We start from the raw sequence: 26,240 nt of genomic DNA on the forward strand, positions 1-26,240 counted from the left end.
CGGAAGGCCGGGCCGGACCGGTTACACCAGGTACAGATCGATCAGGGCGAAGGCGAACAGGGCGATGGCGATGAACCCGTTCGCCGTGAAGAACGCCCGGTTGACCTTGGAGAGATCGTTCTCGGTCACCACGACGTGCTGGTAGACCAGGCCGGCTCCGGTGACCAGGAGGCCTGCCCACCAGGACCAGGTGAAAGCGGCCAGCTGACCGAACCACACGAACAGCGCGAAACAGATCACGTGGGTGACCGTGGAGATGTGCAGCGCGGTCCGCACCCCGAACCGGGCCGGGGTCGAGTGCACACCGATCCGCCGGTCGACCTCGACATCCTGGCAGGCGTAGATGATGTCGAAACCACCGATCCACAGGCCGACCGCGACGCCGAGCACCCAGGCCGGCCAGGAGCCCGCGAAGGTGCCGGTGATCGCCAGCCAGGCGCCGACCGGAGCGACCGCCTGGGCCAGCGCGAGCACGTAGTGCGGGAAGTTCGTGAACCGCTTCGCGTACGGATACACCACCAGCGGGATCACCGCCAGTGGCGACAGGACCAGGCAGAGCGGGTTGAGCAGGCCGGCCGCGACGACCAGGACGACGAGCGAGATGGTCGCGCCGGTCCAGGCGGTACGCACACTGACCGCGCCGGTGACCAGCTCCCGGTTCTGCGTCCGCGGGTTCAGCGCGTCGATCTTCCGGTCCAGGATGCGGTTGGCGGCCATGGCGAAGGTACGCCCGGAGACCATCGCGATCGTCACCAGCACCAGATCGAGCCAGTGCTCCCCGACCCTGTCGTCGAGCGACTGGATCGCGACCAGCGACGACAGGTAGGCGAACGGCAACGCGAAGATCGAGTGCTCGATCATCACCAGCCGCAGGAACGACTTGATCTTCCCTGGTTGCGGCGAAGCCACAGCTGTCACAGCCCGTATTCCTTCCACCGCTTGTCGACCAGGCTGACCACCTCGGGAGACATGGTCATCTCCTCCGGCCAGCCCCGGGAGTAGCCCTCGGACGGCAGCTTACGGGTGGCGTCGACCCCCGCCTTCCCACCCCAGAACTGCTGATAGGACGAGTGGTCCAGATGGTCCACCGGGCCCTCGGTGAGCAGCAGGTCACGGGCGTAGTCGACGTTGCCGAAGGCCCGGAACGCGACCTCGTTGTAGTCGTGGACGTCGACGTCCTCGTCGACCACCACGATCAGCTTGACCAGCGACAGCAGGTGGGCGCCCCAGATCGCGCTCATCACCTTCTGGGCGTGTTTCGGATAGCGCTTGCGGATCGACACGATCAGGCAGTTGTGGAAGACACCGGAGGCCGGCATGTCGTAGTCGACGATGTCCGGGATCAGGATCCTGGCCAGGGGCAGGAAGATCCGCTCGGTGGCCTTGCCCAGACCGTGGTCCTCCTGCGGCGGCTGGGACGTGACGATCGAGTGGTAGATCGGCTTCTTCCGCATCGTCATCGTCTCGATGTGCAGCACGGGGAACGGCTCGACCGGCGTGTAGTAGCCGGTGTGGTCGCCGAACGGGCCCTCCGGCAGGCGCTCGCCGGGCTCCAGATAACCCTCCAGGACGATCTGCGCCTCGGCCGGGACCTGCAGCGGGACGGACACGCAGTCGACCATCTCGATCCGCTCGCCCTTGAGGAAACCGGCGAACAGGTACTCGTCGATGTCAGCCGGCAGGGGGGCGCTCGCGGCGTACGACACCACGGGGTCGCAACCGATGGCGACAGCGACCGGAAGTCGCTCGCCTAGCCGCTCCGCCACCGCGTGATGCGCTGTCGAGTCCTTGTGGATCTGCCAGTGCATGCCGAGCGTGTTCCTCGAGTGCTGCTGGAGCCGGTAGAGGCCGAGGTTGCGCTTGCCGGTCTCGGGGTGCTTGGTGTGGGTGAGCCCGAAGTTGTGGAAGATGCCGCCGTCACCGGGCCACACCTGCAGGCCGGGGAGCAGGCCCAGGTCGACCTGATCGCCCTTGAGCACGACCTCCTGGCAGGGGGCGCTCTTCACCTTCTTCGGCGGGACCGACTTGAGCTGGAGCACCTTGGCGATGCCCTCGCGGATCCCGGACCAGCCGACCGGCAGCTCCGGCTTGGCCAGCGCGCCGATCCGGTCGCCGACCTCGTCGAGCCGGTCCACGCCGAGGGCCATGGCCATCCGCTTCTCGGTGCCGAACAGGTTGATCACCAGCGGCATGTCGCCGCGCGTCGGGCGCTCGAAGAGAAGGGCCGGGCCACCGGCCCGCACGGTCCTCGTGACGATCTCGCTGATCTCCAGCGTCGGGTCCACCGGCACGGGGACTCGTCGCAGCTCACCGGCAGCCTCGAGGGCGGCGATGAAGCTCTGCAGATCGGCATAGGGGAATCCACGCGGCGCCATGCCCCCAGTCTGGCACCAGGTTCCGTCACTGGAGATCCGGGACTCCCGTTGGGGCTTTCATGAGGCTGTGGAACGTGACCCGATGGTGTCTGCCGACCAGTCTGGCCGCGGCTCTCGCGGTCACCACCCCGGCGGTCTCCTCGGCCGAGACCCGCCTGCCCGGATGCGGCGTGCCGGGCCCCGCCTCGACCGGCCCGCCGACCGGCCCGGCCACCGTGGACAGCCCACGCGCCTGCCGGGCCGGTCCGGTCCTGGAGTCGGAGAGGATCGCCTTCACCCCGAGCGGCTACCACCACCTCGGCGCCGGGACCCGCGGCGAGTGGGGCGGCGTGTCCGGCCGGTTCTCGGTGGTGGACGGCTCGGTCCGGCCGCAGACCTACGATTTCGTGGTCGGCCGGTTCATGGCGAAACGCGACCTGGGCGGCGGGCGGATCGCCTGGCTGGAGGCCGGATGGTCGGAGACCGGCTGGGCCTCCCCCGGGCGCCAGCACATCTACACGTTCGACACGAACACCAACCGGTGGCAGTTCTACGACCAGTACGCGGTCCGCCCCGGCGACCAGGTGTGGCTGGACATCAGCACCGACCGGGCCGGTCTCTGGCGGGCCTGGCTCTGGTGGAACAACCGGTGGAACCTGCTCACCCAGCAGCGGCTGCCGCTCGGCCCCAGCGCACGGATCGAGCAGTACGTCGAGGTGCACGTCGACGCCACCCGGCAGACCAAGATCGACGTGCCGACGGTGACCGTGGACAACGTACGGCTGCGGCCGGGCGCCGGCGGGCCCGCCCAATACTGGCGTGAGGACGTCGCGACCGAGACCGCGGCGCCCTCACGAGGTGGCTTCTGCCTGGACTGGAAGACCCGTTACGACACCTGGACCGCCGGCGACTGCGCCGACGACTAGGCGTACGAGTGCAGGCCCTCGAAGAAGAGGTTCACACCGAACAGGTTCATCAGCATCGTGACGAAGCCCACGATCGCGATCCAGGTGGCGGTGGTCCGCTTCACGCTCGGGGTGGCCCGGGCGTGCAGGTAGGCGGCGTAGACGATCCACGAGATGAACGCCCACACCTCCTTCGGGTCCCAGCCCCAGTAGCGGCCCCAGGACGCCTCGGCCCACAGCGGCCCCGCGATCAGCGCGCCGAACGTGAACAGCGGGAAGGCGAAGGCGTGCAGGCGGAAGGTGAGCCGCTCCAGCGAGCCGGCATCACCGACCCGGCGGCCCAGCGTGTACGGGAAGCCGCGCTTACCCGCATCCCACCCGTCCTTGATCAGGAACATCGCGGCCGGCACCGCCCCGAGCAGGAAGATGCCGGAGGAGATGATGATCGTCGAGACGTGGAAGATGAACCAGTACGAGTTCAGCGCCGGGACCAGCGGGCCGACCGGGGTGTAGGCGACCAGGGCCGCCGCGCCGAGCAGCACCACCAGGATCAGGGAGACGAAGAGGCCCAGGTGGCGCACGGCCGGCTTGCGGAGCAGCACGAACGCCCAGACCGCGGCGCCGACCAGCGTCGCGGAGAGGATGTACTCGTACATGTTGCCCCACGGCATCCGCTCGGCGGCGATCCCGCGGGTGGCGGTGGTGCCCAGGTGCAGGGCCAGGCCGATCAGGTTGAGCACGACGGCGATGCGGCCGACCAGCTCGCCCTTACCCGCATCGGGCTTGGCGACCGGCACGTCGCCGGGAACGGGAGCTCCGGCGCCGACCAGTTGACGGTTCGCGGCGCGGCCGATGTGGCTGCGCTTGCCGAACGCGTACTCCCCGGCGTAGCAGACCATGGCGGCCAGGTAGGCCAGCACGGTCAGCGCCATAAGCTGATTGGACAACTCCGCCATCAGGGCGTCCCTTCCTTGATGTGCCGGGTGAGCGCCGCGAACTCATCGCCGAAACCCGAATAGTCGGTGCGGGGCAGGCCTCCGGCCTCGACCGCGCTGCCGCCCTCGGCGGGGACCACCCGGAACCAGACCCTACGCCGGTGCACGGAGAGCGAGAGCATCAGCCCAGCTAGGCCGAGAACCGCTCCGACCAGCATCAGCAACTGGGTCGGGTCGTGCCGGATGGAGATCGTCGCGAACCGGCGGGTGCCGACGAACTCGAGCGTGGTGCCGTCGTCGAGCGTCCACTTCTCGCCCGGCCGCAGCACGTACGGCCGCTCGCCACTGATCTTCTTGAGGTCGCCGTCCTGGATCTGGCCGCGGTTCAGCGCGTACACCGAGCTCGGTTTTCCGGAGTCCAGGCCCAGGTCACCACGGTAGGCGGCCAGGTAGAGCACCGGATTGTTCTCGGCCGGGTACTTCGACTGGGCGCTGCCGTCGGTGCCGCCGGTCGGCAGGAAGACCCCCTCGAAGCCCATTTGCAGCTTCGGGTCGCGGGTGTTGGTGGACGGGTCGATGTTGACGTCCGGGAACTGGACGACGCCCTCGCTGGTCAGCATGTTGTCGGTGGGCAGGAACGCGACCACCTTCTCCTGCGAGGCGCCGAACCGGTCGGTGTAGCGCAGCACCGGCGCGTACCCCTGGCCGATCAGGTTGATGTTGGCCCCGCCCAGCCGCAGCGGGTCGTTGACCGAGAACGACGTCTGCCGGTAGGCGCCACCGTCCTCGCTGACCTGCACGCTGGCCCGGAACGACTTCGGAATGCCGTTCTCCTGGAAGGTGGAGCTGAAATCAGTCATCCACAGGCAGAATTCCGGCAGGTCGGACGCATCGACCCGGGGGCCGAGGACCGACTCGTCGTGCTGCGTGACGGCGTTGCAGAACTCCTGGTCCTGGCCGGCGATCAGCAGGCGGTTGGCGTGCCAGCCGTACCACTGACCGAAACCGACCCCCACGAGCACCGAGAGCATGGCGAAGTGGAAGAGCAGGTTGCCGGTCTCTTTCAGGTAGCCCTTCTCGGCCGCGACCGTCCAGCCGTCCGGCGTCTCCCGCACCCGGGTCCGGAACCGGCCGCGGCGCAGGCGTTTCGCGAGTTCCGCGGCTGCGGCCGCGGGTTCCTCCGGCCGTCGCCCGCCGTCGGCATGGTGCGGCAGGCGGTCAAGACGCTTCGGAGCATCCGGCGGTACGGTCGTCAGCGCCCGGAAATGATCACGGAGGCGAGGCACGACGCACCCGATCAGCGAGGTGAACAGCAGCAGATAGATCGCCGCGAACCACGGTGACGCGTACACGTCGAAGGCGAAGAACCGGTCCAGGATCGGCGCCAGTTTCGGGTTCGACGCGAAGTACTCGGAGACGTTCTCCCGGTTCACGCCGCGCTGCGGGAAGATCGAGCCGGGTACCGCCGCGACCGCCAGCAGGAAGAGCAGGATCAGCGCGGTCCGCATGCTGGTCAGCTGCCGCCACGAGTTGCGCAGCAGCGCCCACACCGGGTTGACCCGCTTCGGGGGCGGCGCGTCGGCGGTGGCGGGCCGATCCTCGACAACGGTCACAGCAACGTCTCCTGACCGAAGTCGAAGGTGGCCAGCAGCCAGACGAGGAAGTGGTCCCAGGCGCCGGTGACCAGGGCGAGCCCGACGACGATGAGCAGGCCGCCACCGATCCGGGTCACCCAGCGGCTGTTGCGGCGGATCGCCGTGAAGACGCCGAGCAGCTTGCGGAAGAAGAGCCCGAACAGCAGGAACGGTACGCCGAGCCCGAAGCTGAAGGCCAGCGCGAGGACGGCCGCCCGGTCGGTCTGGCCGGTCGTCGTGGCCAGGCCCATCACCGCGCCCAGTGTCGGGCCGATGCACGGGGTCCAGGAGATCGCGAAGACCGCTCCGAGCACCGGTGCGCCGAGCAGGCCGGCCGCCGGCAGCTTGCTGATCCGGGCCTCCCGCTGAAAGCCGGGGATCCAGCCCAGATAGCCCAGGCCGAGCACGATGATCAGGATGCCGACGACGGTGTTCAGCACGTCACGGTTGGCGGTCAGCTGCATGGTGATGTTCGCGACCAGCGTGACCCCGAGGGTGAAGACGAGCGCGAAGCCCAGCACGAAGAGAAGGCTGCCGAGCAGGACCTTGCCCTTCAACGTCAGCGTCCGGGTCTTCGTGGTGGTCGTGCCGCGGCCCATCACGGCTTCCATGTCGGAACCGGCCAGGCCGGTGACGTACGAAAGGTAGCCTGGCAGCAGCGGCAGCACGCACGGCGACAGGATGCTGACCAGCCCGGCGAGCATCGCCGCGCCGATCGCCAGCATCAGCGGGCCGTCGACCACCGCACCCTTGAACGCCTCGCCCATCAGCCGGTCGCCTCCGCCGCGATCTTCTCGACCAACGGCTGCAGCTCGTCGAGCGTCGTGGCCCGTCGGATGGCGACGGCGATGCGGCCCTGGCGGTCCAGGATCAGCGTGCTCGGGATCGCGTTCTGCGTGACGTCGAACTTCAGTCCGACCTTGCTGCCGAAGTCGTAGAGGCTGCCGTACGTCACCTGGTAGCCCCGCTCGAACGCCTTCGCCGAGTCACGCTCGTCGCGGGTGTTGACCCCCAGGAACGTGACGTCCTTGGCCTTCGTCGCCTGGTAGGTCTTCTCCAGGTCGTCGGCCTCGGCCCGGCACGGCGCGCACCAGGAGCCCCAGAAGTTGACCACGACGACCTTGCCGCGGTCGTTCTCCAGGTCGTAGGTGCCGCCGTCGAGCAGTTCGCCGGTGACGCCGGTGACCGTGGGCCGCTGGTCCGGCGTGCACTCCACCACCAGGTTGGTGGTGGAGCACTTCTTCGCCCAGTTCTCCTCGCCGCCGCAGCCGGTCAGGAGCCCGGCGGCGGTGACCGCGGCGACGGCGACGACGGCGAGGCGGCGCATCAGGCCCCCTTGGCGGTCTTGGCCGTCGCCGACATGGCGACCAGGTGGGCGGCGGGCTCCGAGTAGTCGATACCGACCACCTTGGACCCCTCGAAGCGGAACGAGGTGAGGCTGGCCAGCCCGCACTCGCGCTTACGCGGATCGTGCCAGAGCCGCTTGTTCTCGACGTAGCGGCGCAGTGTCCAGATCGGCAGCTGGTGCGAGACGCAGACCGCCTCGTGGCCCTCGGCGGCCACCCGGGCGGCCTGCACCGCGGCGAACATCCGCTGCGCGATCACCAGGTAGGCCTCACCCCAGGACGGGGTGATCGGATCGCGCAGCACCCACCAGTGCCGGGGGTTGCTGAACGCGCCGTCGCCGACCGAGACCCGCTTGCCCTCGAAGTAGTTGGCGCTCTCGATCAGGCGCACGTCGGTGGCGATGTCCAGTTTGAACTCGGCGGCGAACGGGGCGGCCGTCTCCTGCGCACGCTCCAGCGGGCTGGCCACGACGTGCGTGATGTCCCGGCCGGCCAGCACCTCGGCGGCCGCCTTCGCCATCTGGTTGCCGAGCTCCGAGAGGTGGAAGTCGGGCAGACGGCCGTACAAGATCTTGGTGGGGTTGAAGACCTCGCCGTGCCGCAGCACGTGCACGGTGGTCTTGGTCGGCTCGCTCATGATTGCGCCCCCGCGGCGGCTCGGGCCGCGAGCGGCGCCGCGGCGGCGATCTGTTCCAGCGCTGCGTCGTCTATCGCCGTCGACACGAACCACGACTCGAAGGCGCTCGGCGGCAGGTAGACGCCGTTGGCCAGCATGGTGTGGAAGTACGCCTTGAACGCGGCCGCGTCCTGCGTCTTCGCCGAGTCGTAGTCGACGACCTCGCCGTCGGTGAAGAAGATCGAGAACATGTTGCCGGCGTACTGCAGCCGGTGCGGCACGCCCGCGGCGGCCAGTGCGTCGGCGCAGATCGAGCCGATCGTGCCGGACAGGTCGTCCAGCCGCTTGTAGGTGGTCTCGTCGGCGAGCCGCAGCGAGGTCAGACCGGCCGCGCAGGCCAGCGGGTTACCGGAGAGGGTGCCGGCCTGGTAGACCGGGCCGGCCGGGGCCAGCCGCGACATGATCTCCCGGCGGCCGCCGAACGCCGCGGCGGGCAGGCCGCCGCCCATCACCTTGCCGAACGTGAACAGGTCGGCGTCGACCGGGTGCAGCCCGGCCCAGCCGCCGGCGGAGACCCGGAAGCCGGTCATCACCTCGTCGACGATGAGCAGGGCGCCGTGCCGGTGCGCAATCTCGGCGAGCGCCTCGTTGAAGCCCTCACGCGGGGTGACCACACCCATGTTGCCCGGCGCGGCCTCGGTGATGATCGCGGCGATCTCGGCGCCCTCTGACGCGAAGGCGGCTTCGACCGCGGCGACGTCGTTGTACGGCAGGACGATCGTCTCGCTGGCCGCCGCCCCCGTGACGCCGGGCGAGTCGGGCAGCCCGAGGGTCGCGACACCGGAACCGGCCGCGGCCAGCAACGCGTCCACGTGGCCGTGGTAGCAACCGGCGAACTTCACCACCTTGGACCGGCCGGTGTAGCCACGGGCCAGCCGGATCGCGGTCATGGTCGCCTCGGTGCCCGAGTTGACCAGCCGGACCTCGTCGATCGCGGTCCGCCGGACGATCTCCTCGGCCAGGTCGACCTCACCGGCCGTGGGGGTGCCGAAGCTGGTGCCGAGGGCCGCCGCCCGCTGCACCGCCTCGATGATCTCGGGGTGGGCGTGTCCGTGGATCAGCGGTCCCCAGGAGCAGACCAGGTCGACATAGCGCCGCCCGTCCACGTCGGTGAGCCAGGGGCCGGAGCCCGAGGCCATGAACCGGGGAACTCCACCGACCGCGCGGAACGCACGCACAGGTGAATTCACCCCGCCCGGCACGATGGCCTGGGCGCGGTCGAACAGGGCCTGGGAGACCGGGGCGTCCTCCGGGTACGGAAGCCCGACGGTGGGATATGTCGTGGTCACAGCAGTCCCCATTCTGTCAGCGGCATGGAACGAGTATTGCGAGAGGGTTCTTCACGTCATCGGATGATGTCCCTCCCGCACCCGGTCTGACCGCGCCGGACGGGCTGATTCGCCCCGAAGAGGATAGGCTGACCGGCGTGGAGCGACCCGAGCTGTCCATCGCGGTTCAGCGCGCACCCGACGAGGTGACGATTCAGCTCGCCGGGGAGATCGACGTGCTCACGGTCACCGAGCTGTCCACGGTCGTCAACGAGTTGGTGGTCGATGACCAGCTCAATCGCATCGTGCTCGACATGTCCGGGGTGACGTTCTGTGACTCTCAGGGCCTCGGCACGCTGGTGGTCCTGAGCCGTAAGGCGCAGCATGCGCAGATCGTTCTGGCCCTCGCCAACGTCGGTGACTTTCTCATGCGTGTGCTCGACATCACGGGCCTGCGGTCCGCTCTGATGATCAGCCCCAACTGAGAGAAAACCCCCGGCCGGATCCCGTCGGCCGGGGGAAGTCATGACGGACGACTCAGCGGAAGTCGCCGGCGACCTTCGGTGCCGCGCCACCCTCGGTGGCCGCCGTCGCCGCGTAGGAGTCACCACCGGCGTCCCGCCCGCCCTCGGGGTACGTGTACCGCGCGTAGAACGTGTACGTCCCCGGGTCGAGGGTGTCCCCGGACGAGAGCACGAAGCGGTAGACGTACGCCTCCGGATCCTCGGTGACCGTGCTGGTCACGCTCGCGCCCGGCACCTGCTGGCTGCCACCGCGAGCCGCCAGGCCGTCCGTGCGCCGGAGCCGGATCGTCACGTCGAGTGCGGTGAGCCGTTCACTCGTCCGTACCGTCACGACGCTGCTGGCCTGGGAGTCGCCGTCGGTGGCGACCGAACCGTCGGACCACAGGGCCCCCTGTTCCGTGGTCGTGCCACCGGTCGAGACCGACGGGCTGGGCGGCCGCGACCGCTGCGACCGGCTGGGTTTCACCGTGGGCCCGGTCGCGCTCGGTGAGGGCGCGACGCTCGGGGCCGGTGACACCGAGACGACAACGGTCGGCGTGGGTTCCGGCCGGGGCGCATCGTCGCCGGCCACCGCCCACTGGGCGAAGCCCCCACCACCGAGGACCGCGGCGACCGCGACGGCGGCACCGGTGATCCGCAGGCGCGGGCCGGGCCGGGCCTGCGCGCCCTGGTGGCGCATCGCGGTCCGGGTGATCCGGTCGAGCATCGCCTCCCGATCGGGACGGTGCGCCGCCGCCTCGGCGCGCAGTGCCGCGCGCAGCTCTGATTCGATGAGCGTCATCGCGCCGCCTCCCAACCGTCGATTCGTGCGAGGGCGACAGTGCTGCCGCCGAGTAGTTCCGCGAGTTGCCGTGCACCGCGCGAGGTCGCGCTCTTGACCGCCCCGACCGAGATGCCGAGGATCTGGGCGACCTCCTTCTCGGAGAGGTCGAGGGAGTAGCGGAGGACCACGCAGGCCCGCCGCCGGTGCGGGAGCCGCCGTAACGCGCCGCGCACGTCGAGGACGGCCGACACGTCCGGGTCGAGGGCCCGGCGCAGGGGTTCCAGGGTGAGCAGTCGTTCCCGGCTGCGCCGCCGGACCCAGTTGCGGGCCAGGTTCATCAGGATGCCGTGCCCGTAGGCGCCCGGGTCGTCGGCCGCGGTGACCCGGTCCCAGTGCCGCCACACCTCGGTGAGGGCGTCGGCGGCCAGGTCGTCGGCGATCTCCGCCTCACCGGTCATCAGATAGGCGAGCCGTGACATCGAGTCGTGGTGCCGCTCGAAGTACTCGCGGAAGGCGGCGTCGCGCATCGGCATCCCTTTCCGGGCCGTGGCCGCCGGGAGGAGGCCCCCGGCGGCCACCGGCGATCACTTGAAGGTGATGTCGGATTCGTTGTAGATGCAGTTGACGCCGTCCGGGCCGGTGCCGATCTTGGTCGGCTCCTTGCCGGAGCTGTTGCCGGTGAACTTGACGCAGATGTCCAGGCTCTTCTTGCCGACCACGGTGACGCCCGAGATCCTGGCGGTGTCGCCGAAGTTGGCGTTGATGCCGACCAGGCTGCCGGCCGGGGCGGTGGCGACCACGTTCTGCACGACGACCGCGCGCTTGTGCTGGGTCGAGCAGTTGCCGCACGAGCGGTAGAGCTTGCCGAAGTCCTCGACCTGGAAGTTCTTGATGGTCAGCGTGCCGCCGCCGTTGTGCTGGAAGACCTTGTCGTCAGCGCCCTTGGCGCCGCCACCGTCCACCGTGTAGGTCGCCGAGGTGCCGCCCTTGAAGGTGGCCGCGTCCTCGCCGACGTTCTCCCACCACACGTTGATCAGCGTGCAGGAACCGGAGCAGTGGACGCCGTCCGCGGCCGGGGCGCCGAGGATGACGTTCTTCAGGACCGCACCGTCGGCGAGCTTGAAGATCGGGTCCTGCGACTCGTCCTGGGAGTCGCTGCCCAGGGCGCCACTGCCGAAGTAGCGGACGTTGCCGCCGTCGAGGGTGCCGGAGACGGCGATCGTCGCGGTGACGGCCTTCTCGCCGGTCGCCTTCGGCCACGCGGTGGACGAGCTGGTGGGGGCCGGAGTCGCCGTCGCCGTCGCGGTCGGGGTCGCGCTGGCGGTCTTGGTGGCGGTCGGGCTGGCGGTGGCCGTCTTGGTGGCGGTCGGGCTCGCCGTCGCCGTCTTCGTCGCGGTCGGGGTCGCCGACGCGGTGGCCGAGGTGGCCGGGGCGGCGCCCAGCGGGTTCACCGACACGTCGTCGAACTCGGCCGACGCGAAGCTGGTGACCAGGCCGATCCGGCCGGTCCCGGCCAGCGAGCCGGTACCGGAGGCGACCTTGGCGCCGTCGACGTAGCCGGTGATGCCGCTGCCGGAGACGTCGACCTTGAGGGTGTGCCAGGCGGCCGGGTCGCTGACCACGGCCGAGCCGAGGACGGTGATCGTGCTGCCCTTGACCGACTGGAGTTCGGCCTTACCGGCCGAGGTGAGAGCCAGGCGGTACATCGTGGAGGAGCCGCTGGCCCGGGCCGCGACACCGGCCAGACCCTTGCTGAGGTCGAGCCCCTTGACCTTGGCCTCGACCGAGTAGTTGGTCCAGGAGGCGTCGCCGGCGAAGACCCGGGCGAGCTCGCTGTCGGCCTTGGCCTGCTTGTAGACCTTGGAGCCGTCGGAGACCACGGACCAGGTACCACCCGACTTCGACCAGTTGCTCGCGCCGCTCTCGAAGTCGTCGCTGAACAGGGTGCTGGCCGAGGCCGACGGGACGAGAACGGCGACCAGCGCGGTGACGGCGCCGGCCGCACCGGCCGCACCGAGACCCATGACCAGACGACGGCGCCGCCGGCTCGGGGTCGGGTTGGGCATTGCGTGCCGCATGTTGCTCCTACTCGGGGGATGACGTCGCATGATCAAGCGATCACGCCCCGGTAGTGGTGCGGCTGCCCGGCAAGGTTGCCGGGCGTGACCCAGGTCACATTTGAGTGCGGATCAGTCCCCCCAGCGGGCCTTTTCCAGCAGGTCGAGCGCCTCGGTAGCGGCCTGATCGCCGCCGGACCGCAGCACACGGGCGGCCTCGTCGACCGTCGTGGTCAGCCGCTGCCACTGGGCCTCGCGCTCCTTGGACGCCTCAGCCTGCGCCTTGAGCTGCTGATTCTTCGTCCACAACTCGACGAAGATGGAGACCTTGGCCCGGAGCACCCACGGATCGAAGGGCTTGGTGAGGTAGTCGACGGCCCCGACGGCGTAACCACGCAGGGCCAGCTGGGCGTCACGGTCGGCGGCGGTCAGGAACAGGATCGGTACGTGCCGGGTGCGCTCACGCCGCTTGATGTGGCTCGCCGTCTCGAAACCGTCCATGTTGGGCATGTGCGCGTCCAGCAGGATCACCGCGAAGTCGTCGGTGAGCAGCTGTTTGAGGGCGGCCTCGCCGCTCTCCACGGCCACCGGCGTGACGGGCAGGCCCTGGAGGATCGCCTCCAGGGCCAGCAGGTTGTCCCGCCGGTCGTCGACCAGCAGCGCCTTGGCACGCTCACCCACCCGTGCTCACCTCACCCACCGGTAGTTCCCTCCCATGGCGCTACCCCGTTCCGGCCGTCTTCAGCCTTCTTTCGGGGCTCCGGTTCCCTCCGCGTTCACCCAGCGGTCCATCAGCTCGATCAGTTCATCCAGATCGACCGGTTTGGTGATGTAGTCACTCGCACCGGCCGCGATGGCCGATTCCCGGTCCCCCGGCATCGCCTTCGCCGTCAGGAAGACTACCGGTAGGTCCCGGAAACGCTGATTGCGCCGAATACCCCGAGTCGTCTCGTAGCCGTCCTGGTCCGGCATCATCGCGTCCATCAGCACGATGTCGATCTCCGGATGCTCGGCCAGGATCCGAACACCGTCCACCCCGTTGTCCGAGTACAGCACGTGGAGTCCATGCATTTCGAGGGCACTGGTGAGGGCGAAGACGTTACGCACGTCATCGTCGACGATCAGGACGGTGACACCCTCCAGTTTCCGGCCGGCCGGGCTCACCGGCGGCTTCTCCTCGACGCGCGGCGGCATCTCCATCAGCGGGAGGCCCAACGACGCCGCCGGCCGCACCGAAACGGCCTTCGCCGGCACCGGCGGCAGCACCGGCATCGGAATCGCGTCCGGTGTCAGCGCCTCCGGCATGTAGAGAGTGAACGTCGAGCCCTCACCCGGCACCGAGGACACCGCGATCGTGCCACCGAGCAGCGCGGCGAACTCGCGGCTGATCGACAGGCCCAGGCCGGTGCCGCCGTACTTGCGGGTGGTGGTGCCGTCGGCCTGCTGGAACGGTTCGAAGATGAGTGCCAGCTTCTCGTCGGAGATGCCGATGCCGGTGTCGGTGACGGCGAACGCCACCACCTGCTGCGCCGAGTGCAGCATCGGCGGCGCGTCGACGTCGGAGGACAACGGCGTCGCGTAGATGCTCAGAGTCACCGAACCGTTGTCGGTGAACTTGACCGCGTTCGACAGCAGGTTGCGCAGGATCTGCTGGAGGCGCTGCGGGTCGGTGACGATCGAGTCGGGCAGCTCGGGCGCCACCTCCACCCGGAAGTCCAGGCCCTTGATGTCCGCCTGCGGCACGAACGCCTGCTCGACGTAGCTCCGGATGCCGTCGAAGTCGACCACGTCCGCCTCGACGTCCATCCGGCCGGCCTCGATCTTGGACAGATCCAGGATGTCGTCGATCAGCGACAGCAGGTCGGAACCGGCACTGTGGATGGTCTTGGCGAACTCGATCTGCTTACCCGTCAGATTGCGCTCGGTGTTGTCGGCGAGCAGGCGGGCCAGCAGGAGCAGCGAGTTCAACGGGGTCCGCAGCTCGTGGCTCATGTTGGCCAGGAACTCCGACTTGTACGTGTTCGCCCGCGACAGCTGCTGCGCCTTCTCCTCCAGGCCGAGCCGGGCCAGCTCGATCTCCCGGTTCTTCAGCTCGATGTTCGCCTTCTGGTCACTGAGCAGCTTCGCCTTGTCCTCCAGCTCGGCGTTGGTGCGCTGCAGCTCGGCCGACTGGTCCTGCATCTCCCGGGCCAGCCGCTGCGACTGGGCGAGCAACTCCTCCGTACGCCGGTTGGCCTGAATGGTGTTGAGGGCGATCCCGATCGTGGCGACCAGGCGCTCCAGGAACGTCAGGTGCAGCCCGGAGAACGTCGCGACCGACGCGAACTCGATCACGCCGAGCATCTCGCCCTCGAACAGGACCGGCAGCACCACCAGGTCGTTCGGCGGCATCGCGAGCAGCCCCGACCGCATCGTCAGTATTCCGTCGTGGGTGGCTCGTACCCGAATGGTCCGGCGGGAGACCGCGGCCTGGCCGACCAGGCCCTCCCCCGGCCCGAAGATCACGTCGTGGTCCCGGGCGACATAGCCGTAGGCGGCGTTGAGCCGCAGGCGCATGACCGCCTCTTCGTTGTCGACCAGGAAGAACGCGCCGAGCTGACCGTCGACCAGCGGCGTCACCTCGGTCATGATCATGCGGCAGACCTCGCCGACGTCACGCTGGCCCTGCAGCAGGCCGCCGATGCGGGCCAGGTTGGAGTCGAGCCAGCCCTGCTCCGCATTCGCCTTCGTGGTGTCGCGGAGCGTGACGATCATCCGGTTGATGTTGTCCTTGAGGTCGGCCACCTCGCCCATCGCCTCGACCGCCACGCTCTGGGTCAGGTCACCACGGGTCACGGCGGTGGACACCTCGGCGATGGCGCGCAGCTGGATGGTCAGCGTGGAGGCGAGCTGGTTCACGTTGTCGGTGAGGTCGCGCCACGTACCGGAAACGCCCTTGACCTGGGCCTGTCCGCCGAGCTTGCCCTCCGAGCCGACCTCGCGCGCGACACGCGTCACCTCGTCGGCGAATGACGACAGCTGGTCGACCATCGTGTTGACGGTGTTCTTCAGCTCCAGGATCTCGCCTCGGGCGTCGACCGTGATCTTCTGCGACAGGTCACCCTTCGCCACGGCCGTGGTGACCGACGCGATGTTGCGGACCTGGGCGGTCAGGTTCGACGCCATGTAGTTGACGTTGTCGGTCAGGTCACGCCACGTGCCGGCCACCCCGCGCACCTGGGCCTGACCGCCGAGGCTGCCCTCCGAGCCCACCTCACGGGCCACTCGCGTGACCTCGTCGGCGAACGACGACAGCTGGTCGACCATCGTGTTGACGGTGTTCTTCAGCTCCAGGATCTCGCCCTGGGCGTCGACCGTGATCTTCTGCGACAGGTCACCCTTCGCCACCGCCGTCGACACCTGGGCGATGTTGCGGACCTGACTGGTCAGGTTGGAGGCCATCGAGTTGACGTTGTCGGTCAGGTCACGCCACGTGCCGGCCACCCCGCGCACCTGCGCCTGACCGCCGAGCTTGCCCTCGGTGCCCACCTCACGGGCCACCCGGGTCACCTCGTCGGCGAACGACGACAACTGGTCGACCATCGTGTTGACGGTCGACTTCAGCTCCAGGATCTCGCCTCGGGCGTCGACGGTGATCTTCTGCGACAGGTCACCCTTCGCGACGGCCGTGGTGACCGAGGCGATGTTCCGGACCTGGCTGGTCAGGTTCGACGCCATGTAGTTCACGTTGTCGGTGAGGTCGCGCCACGTACCAGAAATGCCTTTGACCTGGGCCTGTCCGCCGAGCTTGCCCTCCGAGCCGACCTCGCGCGCGACACGCGTCACCTCATCGGCGAACGACGACAGCTGATCCACCATCGTGTTCACGGTGTTCTTCAGCTCCAGGACCTCGCCCCGGGCGTCGACCGTGATCTTCTGCGACAGGTCACCCTTCGCCACGGCGGTGGAGACCTGCGAGATGTTCCGCACCTGGGCGGTCAGGTTGGCGGCGAGCTGGTTCACGTTCTCGGTGAGGTCGCGCCAGGTGCCGGAGACGCCGCGGACCTGGGCCTGACCACCGAGCCGGCCCTCGGTGCCCACCTCACGGGCCACCCGGGTCACCTCGTCGGCGAACGACGACAGCTGATCGACCATCGTGTTGACGGTGTCCTTCAGCTCCAGGATCTCGCCCTGCGCGGCCACCGTGATCTTCTGCGACAGGTCACCCTTCGCCACCGCCGTCGACACCTGGGCGATGTTGCGGACCTGGCTCGTCAGGTTGGAGGCCATCGAGTTCACCGAGTCGGTGAGGTCCTTCCAGGTGCCCGCCACGTTCGGCACGTCGGCCTGGCCGCCCAGTTTGCCCTCGGTGCCCACCTCGCGGGCCACCCTCGTCACCTGCTCGGCGAAGAGCCGCAGGGTGTCGGTCAGCCCGTTCATGGTGTCGGACAGCTCGGCGACCTCGCCCCGGGCCGACACCGTGATCTTCTGCGACAGGTCACCGCGGGCCACCGCCGTCGCCACCTGCGAGATCGACCGCACCTGGTGCGTCAGGTTCGACGCCATCGTGTTCACCGAGTCGGTGAGGTCCTTCCAGGTGCCGGCCACACCTCGCACGTCGGCCTGGCCGCCCAGCTCACCCTCGGTGCCCACCTCACGGGCCACGCGGGTCACCTCGTCGGCGAACGACGACAGCTGATCGACCATCGTGTTCACCGTCCGGCCGATCCGCAGGAACTCACCGCGCAGCGGCCGGCCGTCCATCTCCAGCGCCATGTGCTGCGACAGGTCACCCTCGGCCACCGCCACGATGACCCGGGAGATCTCGGTGGTGGGCCGGGCCAGGTCGTCGATCAGCGAGTTCACCGACCGGACGCTGTCCTCCCACGACCCGTCCAGACCCTCCTCGTCGAGCCGCTCGGTGAGCCGGCCGTCGCGCCCGACGATGCGACTTATCCGGCGCAGATCCAGGTTCTGCCGCTCCTGCAGCGAGACGACCTCGTTGAACGCCTCCGCGACCGCGCCGGCCATCCCACTGCGCCGGGGCAGCCGCACCTTCAGATCACCACGGCGCACGCGACGCAACGCATCGGTCAGCTCGCCGAGCAGAACGGTCTCGTCGGGAACGCCGACGCTGGCCTCTTTCGCCGCAGTCATGCTGTCCTCACTCGCAGTCGACTCCCGGTTGGGCTCCCTATCCTCTCTCGCTCGACCGGGTCAATGCGAGACACGACTTTGTGCATCCACCCTTCGACGGGAGAGGATGCATGGGTGCCAGCCGAGGTCGGAACCAGGACGAGCATCCCGTCGGGAGCCCCGTCCGAGGCGCTGGTGCGCCGGACCAGGCTGCCCAACGATCGGCGGACCCCCGCGGCGGCCCGCGCGCTGGTCCGGTCGGTGCTGGAGGAGACCGGTCTGGTCGGTCTGCTCAACGAGGCGCTGCTGCTCACCACCGAGCTGTCCACCAACGCCGTGGTGCACGCCAACACCGAGCTGGAGATCGAGGTCTCGGCCGACCCGGGCGGGCTCACCGTCACCGTCACCGACTTCGCCTCCGGCCCGGTCGAGCAGCTCACCATCGGCCCCAAGAACGAGAGCTCCGAGATAGGCGAGGTCGCCGAGCGCGGGCGCGGCCTGCTGCTCGTCGACCATTTCGCCAGCCGGTGGGGCACCGTTCACGAGGGCGACGGCAAGGGTGTCTGGTTCCGGCTCGACCAGCGGGAGGGCGCCGGCGTCCCGGTGCGCCTGCCCAACGTCTCCGAGACCCCCAGCCTCGGCGCGCTCACCGGGCTGCTGCGCAGCGGCACCGACCGGCACTCCGACGAGGGCCTCGCCGACCTGGCCGCCGACCTCCTCTCCCGGCTGGCGCGCCTGACCGGCGCGGCCGGCGGTGTGGTCCGGCTCGACCGGGGCGACGGCATGGGCAGGCAACTTCTCGCGCGGTACGGGCGGGCGCCCCGTGACAACGCCGACACCATTCGGGTGCCCCTGGCCGTGCACCGCCCCTATGCGGGCGAGCTGGAGCTGGACGCCGCCCCCGAGGGGTACGCCCTGGCCCTGGCCACCATGGTCGCCGAGCGGTTCGCCCTGCACCTGGAAAATGACCGGTTGCGCCGCGCCGACATCCGCCGCCAGACATGGATCACGTTCCTCGCCGAGGCCAGCGAGCTGCTCGCCCAGTCCCTCGACGTCAACCTGACGATGGCCCTGATCCCGCAGCTCGTGGTGCCCCGGCTCGGCCAGTGGTGCGCCGTGCACACCACCGACGCGTGGGGCCGTCTCCAGTTGGCCGCCGCCACCCACGCCGACGAGTCCGCGCTGGCCCAGCTGCACGCGACACTCGCCGAGTCCGGCCCGGAGTCGCTGCTGTCCCGGTTGGAGGAGTCGTCCCGCCTCGGCACCCAGGTGATGTTCACCTCGCCGCTGGAGGGTTACGCGGTGCCGCTGGTGGCCCGTGGCGCCCGCCTCGGCACCCTGGCCGTCGGCCGGCATCCGAAACATCGGCACGACGCCGACGAGGTCGCCGTCCTGGAGGATGTGGCCCGCCGGGCGGCGCTCGCCATCGACAACGCGCGTATCCACGACGAGCGGCGCACCGTGGCCCGGACCCTGCAGGCGTCGCTCCTGCCCCCGGCGCTGCCCCGGGTCGACGGCATCGGCTTCGCCGCCGAGTATGTGCCGACCGGCTCCGAGGTCGGCGGCGACTTCTACGACGTGGTCCCGTCCGGCGAGAACCAGTGGCTAGTCGTGGTCGGTGACGTCTCCGGCAAAGGTGTGCAGGCGGCCACCGTGACCGGCCTGGTCCGTGACGTGATCCGGATCCTGGTCGACGACGGCAAGGCGCTCGGCGAGATCCTCTGGCGGGTCAACCGGACACTCGTGCAGCGCGGCGGCGGACGGTACTGCACGCTCGCGATGGCCTCGGTGACCCGGCAGGCGAGCGGTGTGCTCACCGTCTGCCTGCACCTGGCCGGCCACGATCGGGCGGTTCTGGTCCGTGCCGACGGCAAGACCTCGTTCGTCGGCGAGGGCGGCACCGCCCTCGGCCTGCTGGAGACCATCACCTCACCGGACGTGACGATCACGCTCGGCTCCGGCGACTCGCTGATCTTCTACACCGACGGCGTCACCGAGCGCCGCAGGGGCCGTGAGCTGTTCGGATCCGCCCGGCTGCGGGAGGCGACGGCCCCGCTGGCCGGCTACCCGGCGGACGTGATGGCGGCCCGGCTCCGCTCGACGACCATCAACTTCTCGGTCGAGGAGCCACGCGACGACATCGCGATCCTCGTCCTGCGCAACGACGCCTGAGCCGATTTTCTGTCGGACCCTCGTGGCAGGGTGTTCGGCATGGCGAAGACGCAGTACTTCACCGCGACCACGATCGACGGCTACATCGCCGACGACCACAACTCCCTGGACTGGCTCTTCGAGGTCGACGACAAGGCCGGCGAGAATCCGTTCGCGCAGTTCTTCGAGGGCGTGGGCGCGTTCGCGATGGGTGCGACGACCTACGAGTGGGTGGTCGCGCACGAGAAGGCACTGGAGCATCCGTCCTCCTGGCTGGAGCCCTACGGCGACACACCCGCATGGATCTTCACTCACCGTGAGCTGCCGGTCATTCCAGGAGCAAACCTTCATTTCGTACGGGGCGACGTGCGCCCGATCCACACCGAGATGACGTCGGCCGCCGCCGGAAAGAACATCTGGCTGGTGGGCGGAGGCGACCTGGTCGGCCAGTTCGCCGACGAGGGCTTACTGGACGAGGTGATCCTCGGCGTCGCCCCGGTCACGTTGGGCGCCGGAGCACCCGTCCTGCCCCGTCGCATCACGTCTTCCCGATACACGTTGACGAGCGTCCGCCAGCTGGGCCAGTTCGCCTACCTCACATACGACGTCCACCCACCATCCTGACCTGCCCGCGCCGCACCGCGCCACCCGCGTCGCGCCACCCGCCCACCCTCCGGACCCACCCCAGGCCTACCCACGCCGCGCCGCACCACCCGCAACGCGGCACCCGCACACCTTCCAAACCCACCCCAGACCTGCCCACACCGCGCCGCGGCACCCGCAACGCGCCACCCGCCCACCCTCCGGACCCACCCCAGACCTGCCCACACCGCGCCGCGGCACCCGCAACGCGCCACCCGCCCACCCTCCGGACCCACCCCAGGCCTACCCACGCCGCGCCGCACCACCCGCAACGCGGCACCCGCACACCTTCCAAACCCACCCCAGACCTGCCCACACCGCGCCGCGGCACCCGCAACGCGCCACCCGCCCACCTTCCAGACCCAGCGCTGCCCTTCTGCGCTGGCCACCGCTGCTCTTCTGCATTAGGTACCGCATCACCGCTCCGCTCTGTCCGACCGGTGGCCCTCTGAACTGACCGCCTTCCTGAGCCACGGCACCGCATCACCGCCCTGCTCTCACCTGCCCCGAACTCATCGGCCCGTCCCGCCCCCGCCTGCCTGAGCTCTCACCTCCCCGACTTCCACATGGCCAGCCCGCGGCGTGTCGCCTTTCCTGTATCCGTCCGGTCCGCCCAGCGCACCCTCCACATCCGGGATCCATGAACCCGCGGCCGTTGCAACGTTCCGCCGCCGACCCGCCGCGTCATGCCCGCCTCCTCTCCTGGCGGGCGTAGCCCGTCGACACCTATGCCGCTCCCGTCCGGCACAGCCTTCTTCTCATGCGTCTGAGCAGTGTGGACTCGGCGCCTGACGAAGCCGATCCGAGATGTGAGAGTCGGTCCCGCAGCCCCGTCCGTTGGAGTACGGTGTGGGACCCCGCAGCCAGAATTCCCAAGGCCGCGGCGTCGAGCCGGTGACGGTGGCGGGCTGGGTGCGGCAACGCCCGACCCGCCACCGGCACCCCGCGCTCCGACCACGCCGCAGATCCAAAGCCAGACGCCCCAGCACCCTGCACTCCCACCACCCCGCAGATCCAAAGCCACACGCCTCAGCACCCCGCACTCCCACCACCCCGCAGATCCAAAGCCACACGCCCCAGCACCCCGCGAGTCAAAGCCACTCGCCCCAGCACCCCGCACTCCCACCACCTGGGATCGACGGTCACGGTCGGTGCGGTCGAGGAGCAGGGATTGCGGGTGACGATGCCGATCGCGGTGATCTCCTTGACGCTCGGGTGGTGCGCAGAACCGAAGCCACACCACCCCAGCGCCCCGCGCCCCCACCCCGCTCCCACCAACCCGCAGGACCGAAGCCACACCACCCCAGCGCCCGCGCCCCCACCCCGCGCTGGCCCACGGCCACGCCTCACGGCGCGCCGCATCCACGAACCAGCCCAAGTCGAGTCGACGTATGAGGCCTCTCGGCGGCATGCGAAACGAGTTACAGGGGGCAGTTACCGGGCCGACAACGGCGACGGCCAGACCGGCCCAGCCCGAGTACCGAGCCGGCGGACTTGTCGATCAAGGCCATCATGAGCCGACACGAGCCGACACCGGCCACGGAAGGCCAACCCCGTCCTGATCGATCTGCCCTTTTTGCCGAGCCCGGCGTGGCATGGTGTTCCTCATGGCGAAGACGCAGTACTACACCGCCACCAGCATCGACGGCTACATCGCCGACGAGAACAACTCGCTGGACTGGCTCTTCGAGGTCGACGAAGGCACCGAAAACCCCTTCGGTGAGTTCTTCGAGGGTGTCGGCGCGTTCGCCATGGGCGCGACCACCTACGAATGGGTTCTGAAGCACGACAACCTGCTCGAGGAACCCCAGAACTGGCACGACATGTACGGCGACGTCCCCTGTTGGGTCTTCACCCACCGCGACCTGCCGCCGGTGCCGGACGCCAACGTGTTCATGATCAGTGGCGACGTCCGGCGGGTGCACGAAGCCATGATCGTCGCCGCCCAGGGCAAGAACGTCTGGCTGGCCGGTGGCGGCAATCTGGTGAGCCAATTCGTAGCCGAGGGCCTGCTGGACGAGATCATCCTGGGCATCGCCCCCGCCATCCTCGGCGAGGGAACCCCCATGCTGCGCCGCCGCCTACTGGTGGACGACCTCATCCTCACCGGCGTCAACGAGGTAGGCCAGTTCGCCTACCTGACCTACGCGGTAGGCGACGTAGCCCGGATGGGCCGCCACTTGGCCTCCGAAACCGCAGCCTTGATCCCCACCCGCTTCTGATCCACCCCCTTCTGTCCCACCCGCCGAAAAGTCGAACCACCGCGGAGTCCCACCCGCTTCTGATCCACCCGCCGCGAAGTCGAACCGCTGCGGAGTCCCACCCGCTTCGAACCCACCCGCCGCGAAATCCCACCCACTTCGAACCCCACCCGCTTCTGACTTCACCGCGGCCCACCACGACGCGGCGTCCACCCGATGCGGGCCCACAACGCCAGGCCGAACCAAACTCGCAACCCCCGCCCCAGCCGACCTCAGAACAGGTCTTCCGGCCGGGCCATCGGTATTCGCTCAGCCAGGTCAGGTGGAGCGGTCACGATCATCGCCTGCCCACGCCGAGCAAGTAGCACCTGCTCGAGCCCGGCAACGATGTCGCTGATCCGGGCCGCGCTCAACCCGCGCGGCAGCACGGCGTGCACCACGCCCGCCCCGACCGACCCGCGCACGGACACCGCCGATCCGACGGCGTCACGCAGAACGAAACCGACCGCGTGCAGGTCACGCGACCGAACCCGGAGCCGGACCGCCACATCGGACGACCGGAACGGATATCGCCCCCACCACTCCGGAGCCTCCGCCCGGATCATCGCCTGGGACCCCAGCTCTCGGGCGAGTCGCCCGGCGCCGGCCGCGACGAATCCGGCGGCCCCCTCGATGAGCATGGCGAACGATCCGGCACCGACGGCGGGCAGATCCACCTCGACGGCACTCAACGCGAACTCCTGCGCCACCACCCGGGTGGCCAGGTCATTGACCTCGGTCGGCGTCGACACCGGGCCGATCACCCAGCGTTGCGCCTCGGGAAGCTCCTCGACCGGTAGCACCGCCGACGTGATCACCCCGGCGGCCGGACTCTCCCACTCGGCCAGGTCGACGGTCTCGCCGAGCGGGTCGACAAGCGCGACGCTGACGGCCTGCCCGGCCGGCGACCCGAACCGGTGCCGCAGCGGCCCGGTCTCGTTGACCGCGAGCACACCGCCGATGGTCGCGCCGGGCGACGGCGGGTCGAGAGCGAGACGTCTGCCGTGGCGGGCGAGGGCGGCCTGCACCGCGTCGACTGGGGTGCCGGCGGCGACGATCGCTGCCGATCCGTCGTGATCCCACATCCCGTGGAGACGGACGGTGTCGAGAATGATGTCCAGGCGCTCCGGCCCCGTACCCCAATCGATTTTGCTGCCTGAACCTCGCGGCCGGACGCCGAGGCCGCGCTCAGCCGCCAAGCGCAGCAACCGTGAGACGGCCTGGGAGGTCGCCGGCGCGGCGACGTAGTCGGCGTGGCGCCCGGCGACCCGATCGTCGCCACGCGCGACGCGGGCAGCACCGGGACCGCAGATCTCGACGAGCTCAGAAAGCAGGGAACCGCTCACTCCGATGCCTCCCCACAACGAAGATCGTCCACTCTGGCATATAGTACACATGTTCGAATGACCGAGGTTCGTGTGTCCATGAAATCCGGGCGGTAACGTGTTTCCGGTGACGATTGAAGGCCCACCCACCGCTCGCCAGGCGCCCACCGAGCGCACCTTCCACGGCGACACGGTTGTCGACGAGTTCGCCTGGCTCATGACCAAGGAGGACCCGGCGACCATCGCGCACCTGGAGGCGGAGAACGCCTGGACGGAGCAGGCGACCGCGCATCTGACGGGCCTCCGCGAGACAGTCTTCCAGGAGATCAAGGGCCGCACCCAGGAGACCGATCTGTCGGTCCCCAGCCGCAAGGGCGGGTTCTGGTATTACACCCGCACCGAGGAGGGCAAGCAGTACGGGATCTCGTGCCGCGTGCCGGTGCGCCCAGGTGAGACCGACCCGCCGATGGATGCCGACAAGCCCGGCGAGGAGGTCCTCCTCGACGGCAACGTGCTGGCCGAGGGCAAGGATTTCTTCGCGCTCGGCACGTTCGACGTGAGCCCCGACGGTAATTGGCTGGCCTACTCGACCGACTTCGACGGCGACGAGCGGTTCACCCTGCGGGTCAAAAACCTGGTGACCGGCGAGGTGCTGGCCGACGAGGTGACCGACGTCTTCTACGGCAGCGCCTGGTCGGCCGACGGGAGCACGCTGTTCTACATCACGGTGGACGAGGCCTGGCGCCCCTACCGGGTGTGGCGGCACACCGTCGGCACCACGGAAAACACGTTGATCTTCGAGGAGCCGGACGAGCGCTTCTGGGTGGGCGTCGACCTCACCCGGAGTGAGAAGTTCATCGTCATCGACACCCAGAGCAAGATCACCTCCGAGGTGCGGGTGATCCCGGCGGACATGCCCGATGCCGAGCCGGTCCTGATCGCCGAGCGCCGCCAGGGCGTGGAGTATTCGATCGAGCACCACGGCCACCGGTTCCTGATCCTGCACAACCGGGATGCCGAGGACTTCGCCGTGGCCTGGACCTCGGTGGACAATCCCGGCGAGTGGATCGAGATGATCCCGCATCAGCCTGGCACGCGTCTGGAGTCGGTCGACGCCTTCTCCCGCCACCTGGTGATCTCGCTGCGTCGTGACGGCCTGACCGGTCTGCGGGTGATCGCCGACGGCAGCACGGCCTCCTACGACATGGAGTTCCCCGAGCCGCTGTACAGCGTCGGTCTGGCCGGCAACCCGGAGTATGAGACGAGTTCCGTCCGGATCACGTATACGTCGTTGGTCACCCCGGATTCGGTCTACGACGTCGACCTGATCACCCGGTCCCTGACGTTGCGTAAGCAGAAACCGGTCCTCGGCGGTTACCAGGCGAGCGACTACGAGCAGTTCCGCGAGTGGGCGACCGCTCCCGACGGCACCCGCGTGCCGATCTCGATCGTGGCGCGCAAGGGCGTGAAGCGGGACGGTTCGGCTCCCGCGCTGATCTACGGCTACGGCTCCTACGAGCACTCCATCGACCCGTACTTCTCGATCGCCCGCCTCTCCCTTCTGGACCGTGGCGTCGTCTTCGCGATCGCCCACGTGCGCGGCGGCGGCGAGATGGGCCGGCAGTGGTATGAGCAGGGCAAAATGCTCACCAAGCGCAACACGTTCACCGACTTCGTGGCGGCCGCCGAGGCCCTGGTCCGCAGCCGTTGGACATCCGCCGACCGCCTGGTCGCACGCGGCGGCTCGGCCGGTGGCCTGCTGATGGGCGCGATCGCCAACATCGCCCCGGAGGCCTTCGCCGGCATCCTCGCCGAGGTCCCCTTCGTCGACCCGCTCACCTCGATCCTCGACCCGTCGCTGCCGTTGACGGTCACCGAGTGGGAGGAGTGGGGCAACCCGATCGACTCGGCCGAGGTCTACGCCTACATGAAGGCGTACAGCCCTTATGAAAACGTCACCAAGCAGTCCTACCCCCGCATCCTCGCGGTGACCAGCCTCAACGACACCCGGGTCCTCTACCACGAGCCGGCCAAGTGGATCGCCCGGCTGCGCACGGTGACTCCCGAGGGCACCTACCTCCTCAAGACCGAGATGGGCGCCGGCCACGCGGGCCCGAGCGGCCGCTACGACGCTTGGAAGGAAGAGGCCTTCAACATCGCCTGGATCCTGGACGTCCTTCAAACCCCCTGACCGACCCGGCCGCCGCGGCATCCGCTTTCTCACGATGCCGCGGCGCCACCGTCCACCAAAGCCAATCCAGTTGTACGGCCAGCCAGTCCCGAAACCCCAGGCCGTCCCGCTCTA

Annotated in this window: 20 protein-coding genes; 6 read left to right on the forward strand and 14 right to left on the reverse strand. The window is 69.2% G+C overall.

Annotation, left to right across the window (positions count from 1 at the left end; genetic code table 11):
• Nucleotides 1-21: 21 nt before the first annotated feature.
• Nucleotides 22-927, reverse strand: a complete 906-nt coding sequence (mqnP, locus tag ACFO0C_RS03090; RefSeq protein ID WP_378064983.1) for a menaquinone biosynthesis prenyltransferase MqnP — start codon at nt 925-927, stop codon at nt 22-24.
• Entirely contained in the window at nt 915-2,375 is a 1,461-nt protein-coding gene (locus tag ACFO0C_RS03095; RefSeq protein WP_378064928.1) for a menaquinone biosynthesis decarboxylase, read from the reverse strand. The genes mqnP and ACFO0C_RS03095 overlap by 13 nt, the downstream gene beginning before the upstream one ends.
• Nucleotides 2,376-2,449: 74 nt before the next feature.
• On the opposite strand from ACFO0C_RS03095, the gene ACFO0C_RS03100 reads away from it, so the two are divergent.
• Nucleotides 2,450-3,280 (forward strand): hypothetical protein, encoded by an 831-nt coding sequence (locus tag ACFO0C_RS03100; protein ID WP_378064930.1) that lies wholly within the window; start codon nt 2,450-2,452, stop codon nt 3,278-3,280.
• On the opposite strand, the gene ccsB is transcribed toward ACFO0C_RS03100, so the two are convergent.
• From ccsB to hemL, 6 genes are read right to left on the reverse strand one after another with little or no spacing between them, the layout of a single operon-like run.
• On the reverse strand, nt 3,277-4,215 hold the full coding sequence (gene ccsB, locus ACFO0C_RS03105; protein WP_378064932.1) for a c-type cytochrome biogenesis protein CcsB: 939 nt from the start codon (nt 4,213-4,215) through the stop codon (nt 3,277-3,279). The two genes, ACFO0C_RS03100 and ccsB, sit on opposite strands and share 4 nt — an antisense overlap.
• On the reverse strand, nt 4,215-5,807 hold the full coding sequence (gene resB, locus ACFO0C_RS03110; protein ID WP_378064933.1) for a cytochrome c biogenesis protein ResB: 1,593 nt from the start codon (nt 5,805-5,807) through the stop codon (nt 4,215-4,217). The genes ccsB and resB overlap by 1 nt, the downstream gene beginning before the upstream one ends.
• Entirely contained in the window at nt 5,804-6,595 is a 792-nt protein-coding gene (locus ACFO0C_RS03115) for a cytochrome c biogenesis CcdA family protein (RefSeq protein WP_378064934.1), read from the reverse strand. The genes resB and ACFO0C_RS03115 overlap by 4 nt, the downstream gene beginning before the upstream one ends.
• Entirely contained in the window at nt 6,595-7,155 is a 561-nt protein-coding gene (locus ACFO0C_RS03120) for a TlpA family protein disulfide reductase (RefSeq protein WP_378064935.1), read from the reverse strand. The genes ACFO0C_RS03115 and ACFO0C_RS03120 overlap by 1 nt, the downstream gene beginning before the upstream one ends.
• Nucleotides 7,155-7,811, reverse strand: coding sequence for a histidine phosphatase family protein (locus ACFO0C_RS03125; RefSeq protein ID WP_378064936.1), 657 nt, complete (start codon nt 7,809-7,811; stop codon nt 7,155-7,157). The genes ACFO0C_RS03120 and ACFO0C_RS03125 overlap by 1 nt, the downstream gene beginning before the upstream one ends.
• Nucleotides 7,808-9,151: a glutamate-1-semialdehyde 2,1-aminomutase gene (hemL, locus tag ACFO0C_RS03130; protein ID WP_378064937.1), complete on the reverse strand. Its 1,344-nt coding sequence runs from the start codon at nt 9,149-9,151 to the stop codon at nt 7,808-7,810. The genes ACFO0C_RS03125 and hemL overlap by 4 nt, the downstream gene beginning before the upstream one ends.
• Nucleotides 9,152-9,276: 125 nt before the next feature.
• On the opposite strand from hemL, the gene ACFO0C_RS03135 reads away from it, so the two are divergent.
• The gene (locus tag ACFO0C_RS03135; protein WP_360286742.1) at nt 9,277-9,603 is read left to right on the forward strand and encodes an STAS domain-containing protein; all 327 of its coding nucleotides are present in this window, start codon (nt 9,277-9,279) and stop codon (nt 9,601-9,603) included.
• Nucleotides 9,604-9,655: 52 nt separating this feature from the next.
• On the opposite strand, the gene ACFO0C_RS03140 is transcribed toward ACFO0C_RS03135, so the two are convergent.
• From ACFO0C_RS03140 to ACFO0C_RS03160, 5 genes are all read right to left on the reverse strand, one after another.
• Nucleotides 9,656-10,423 carry a hypothetical protein gene (locus ACFO0C_RS03140; RefSeq protein WP_378064938.1) on the reverse strand — a complete coding sequence of 256 codons (768 nt, stop codon included), beginning with the start codon at nt 10,421-10,423 and terminating at the stop codon, nt 9,656-9,658.
• Nucleotides 10,420-10,932, reverse strand: a complete 513-nt coding sequence (locus ACFO0C_RS03145) for a SigE family RNA polymerase sigma factor (protein ID WP_378064939.1) — start codon at nt 10,930-10,932, stop codon at nt 10,420-10,422. Before ACFO0C_RS03145 ends, ACFO0C_RS03140 begins: the two co-directional genes overlap by 4 nt.
• Before the next feature lie 57 nt (nt 10,933-10,989).
• Nucleotides 10,990-12,483 carry a pectate lyase gene (locus ACFO0C_RS03150; RefSeq protein WP_378064940.1) on the reverse strand — a complete coding sequence of 498 codons (1,494 nt, stop codon included), beginning with the start codon at nt 12,481-12,483 and terminating at the stop codon, nt 10,990-10,992.
• 111 nt (nt 12,484-12,594) lie between these two features.
• A complete protein-coding gene (locus tag ACFO0C_RS03155; RefSeq protein WP_378064941.1) occupies nt 12,595-13,143 on the reverse strand; it encodes a response regulator in 549 nt (182 codons plus the stop codon).
• A gap of 60 nt (nt 13,144-13,203) precedes the next feature.
• A complete protein-coding gene (locus tag ACFO0C_RS03160; protein WP_378064942.1) occupies nt 13,204-17,598 on the reverse strand; it encodes a HAMP domain-containing protein in 4,395 nt (1,464 codons plus the stop codon).
• Nucleotides 17,599-17,712: 114 nt separating this feature from the next.
• Here ACFO0C_RS03160 and ACFO0C_RS03165 point away from each other — a divergent pair, with 114 nt between their 5' ends.
• The 3 genes from ACFO0C_RS03165 (at nt 17,713) to ACFO0C_RS03175 (ending at nt 22,592) form a co-directional block, all read left to right on the forward strand.
• Nucleotides 17,713-19,749 (forward strand): SpoIIE family protein phosphatase, encoded by a 2,037-nt coding sequence (locus ACFO0C_RS03165; RefSeq protein ID WP_378064943.1) that lies wholly within the window; start codon nt 17,713-17,715, stop codon nt 19,747-19,749.
• A 39-nt stretch (nt 19,750-19,788) separates the two neighbouring features.
• The gene (locus ACFO0C_RS03170) at nt 19,789-20,352 is read left to right on the forward strand and encodes a dihydrofolate reductase family protein (RefSeq protein WP_378064944.1); all 564 of its coding nucleotides are present in this window, start codon (nt 19,789-19,791) and stop codon (nt 20,350-20,352) included.
• 1,625 nt (nt 20,353-21,977) lie between these two features.
• Complete coding sequence (locus tag ACFO0C_RS03175; protein WP_378064945.1) at nt 21,978-22,592, forward strand: dihydrofolate reductase family protein; 615 nt, start codon at nt 21,978-21,980, stop codon at nt 22,590-22,592.
• Nucleotides 22,593-22,843: 251 nt separating this feature from the next.
• Here the strand turns inward: ACFO0C_RS03175 and ACFO0C_RS03180 are convergent, their stop codons facing one another.
• A complete protein-coding gene (locus ACFO0C_RS03180; RefSeq protein ID WP_378064946.1) occupies nt 22,844-23,956 on the reverse strand; it encodes an FAD-binding oxidoreductase in 1,113 nt (370 codons plus the stop codon).
• 106 nt (nt 23,957-24,062) lie between these two features.
• Here ACFO0C_RS03180 and ACFO0C_RS03185 point away from each other — a divergent pair, with 106 nt between their 5' ends.
• Complete coding sequence (locus tag ACFO0C_RS03185; protein ID WP_378064947.1) at nt 24,063-26,126, forward strand: S9 family peptidase; 2,064 nt, start codon at nt 24,063-24,065, stop codon at nt 26,124-26,126.
• Nucleotides 26,127-26,240: the final 114 nt, after the last annotated feature.

The organism is Actinoplanes subglobosus, from assembly GCF_042650585.1.
Classification (GTDB): domain Bacteria; phylum Actinomycetota; class Actinomycetes; order Mycobacteriales; family Micromonosporaceae; genus Actinoplanes; species Actinoplanes subglobosus.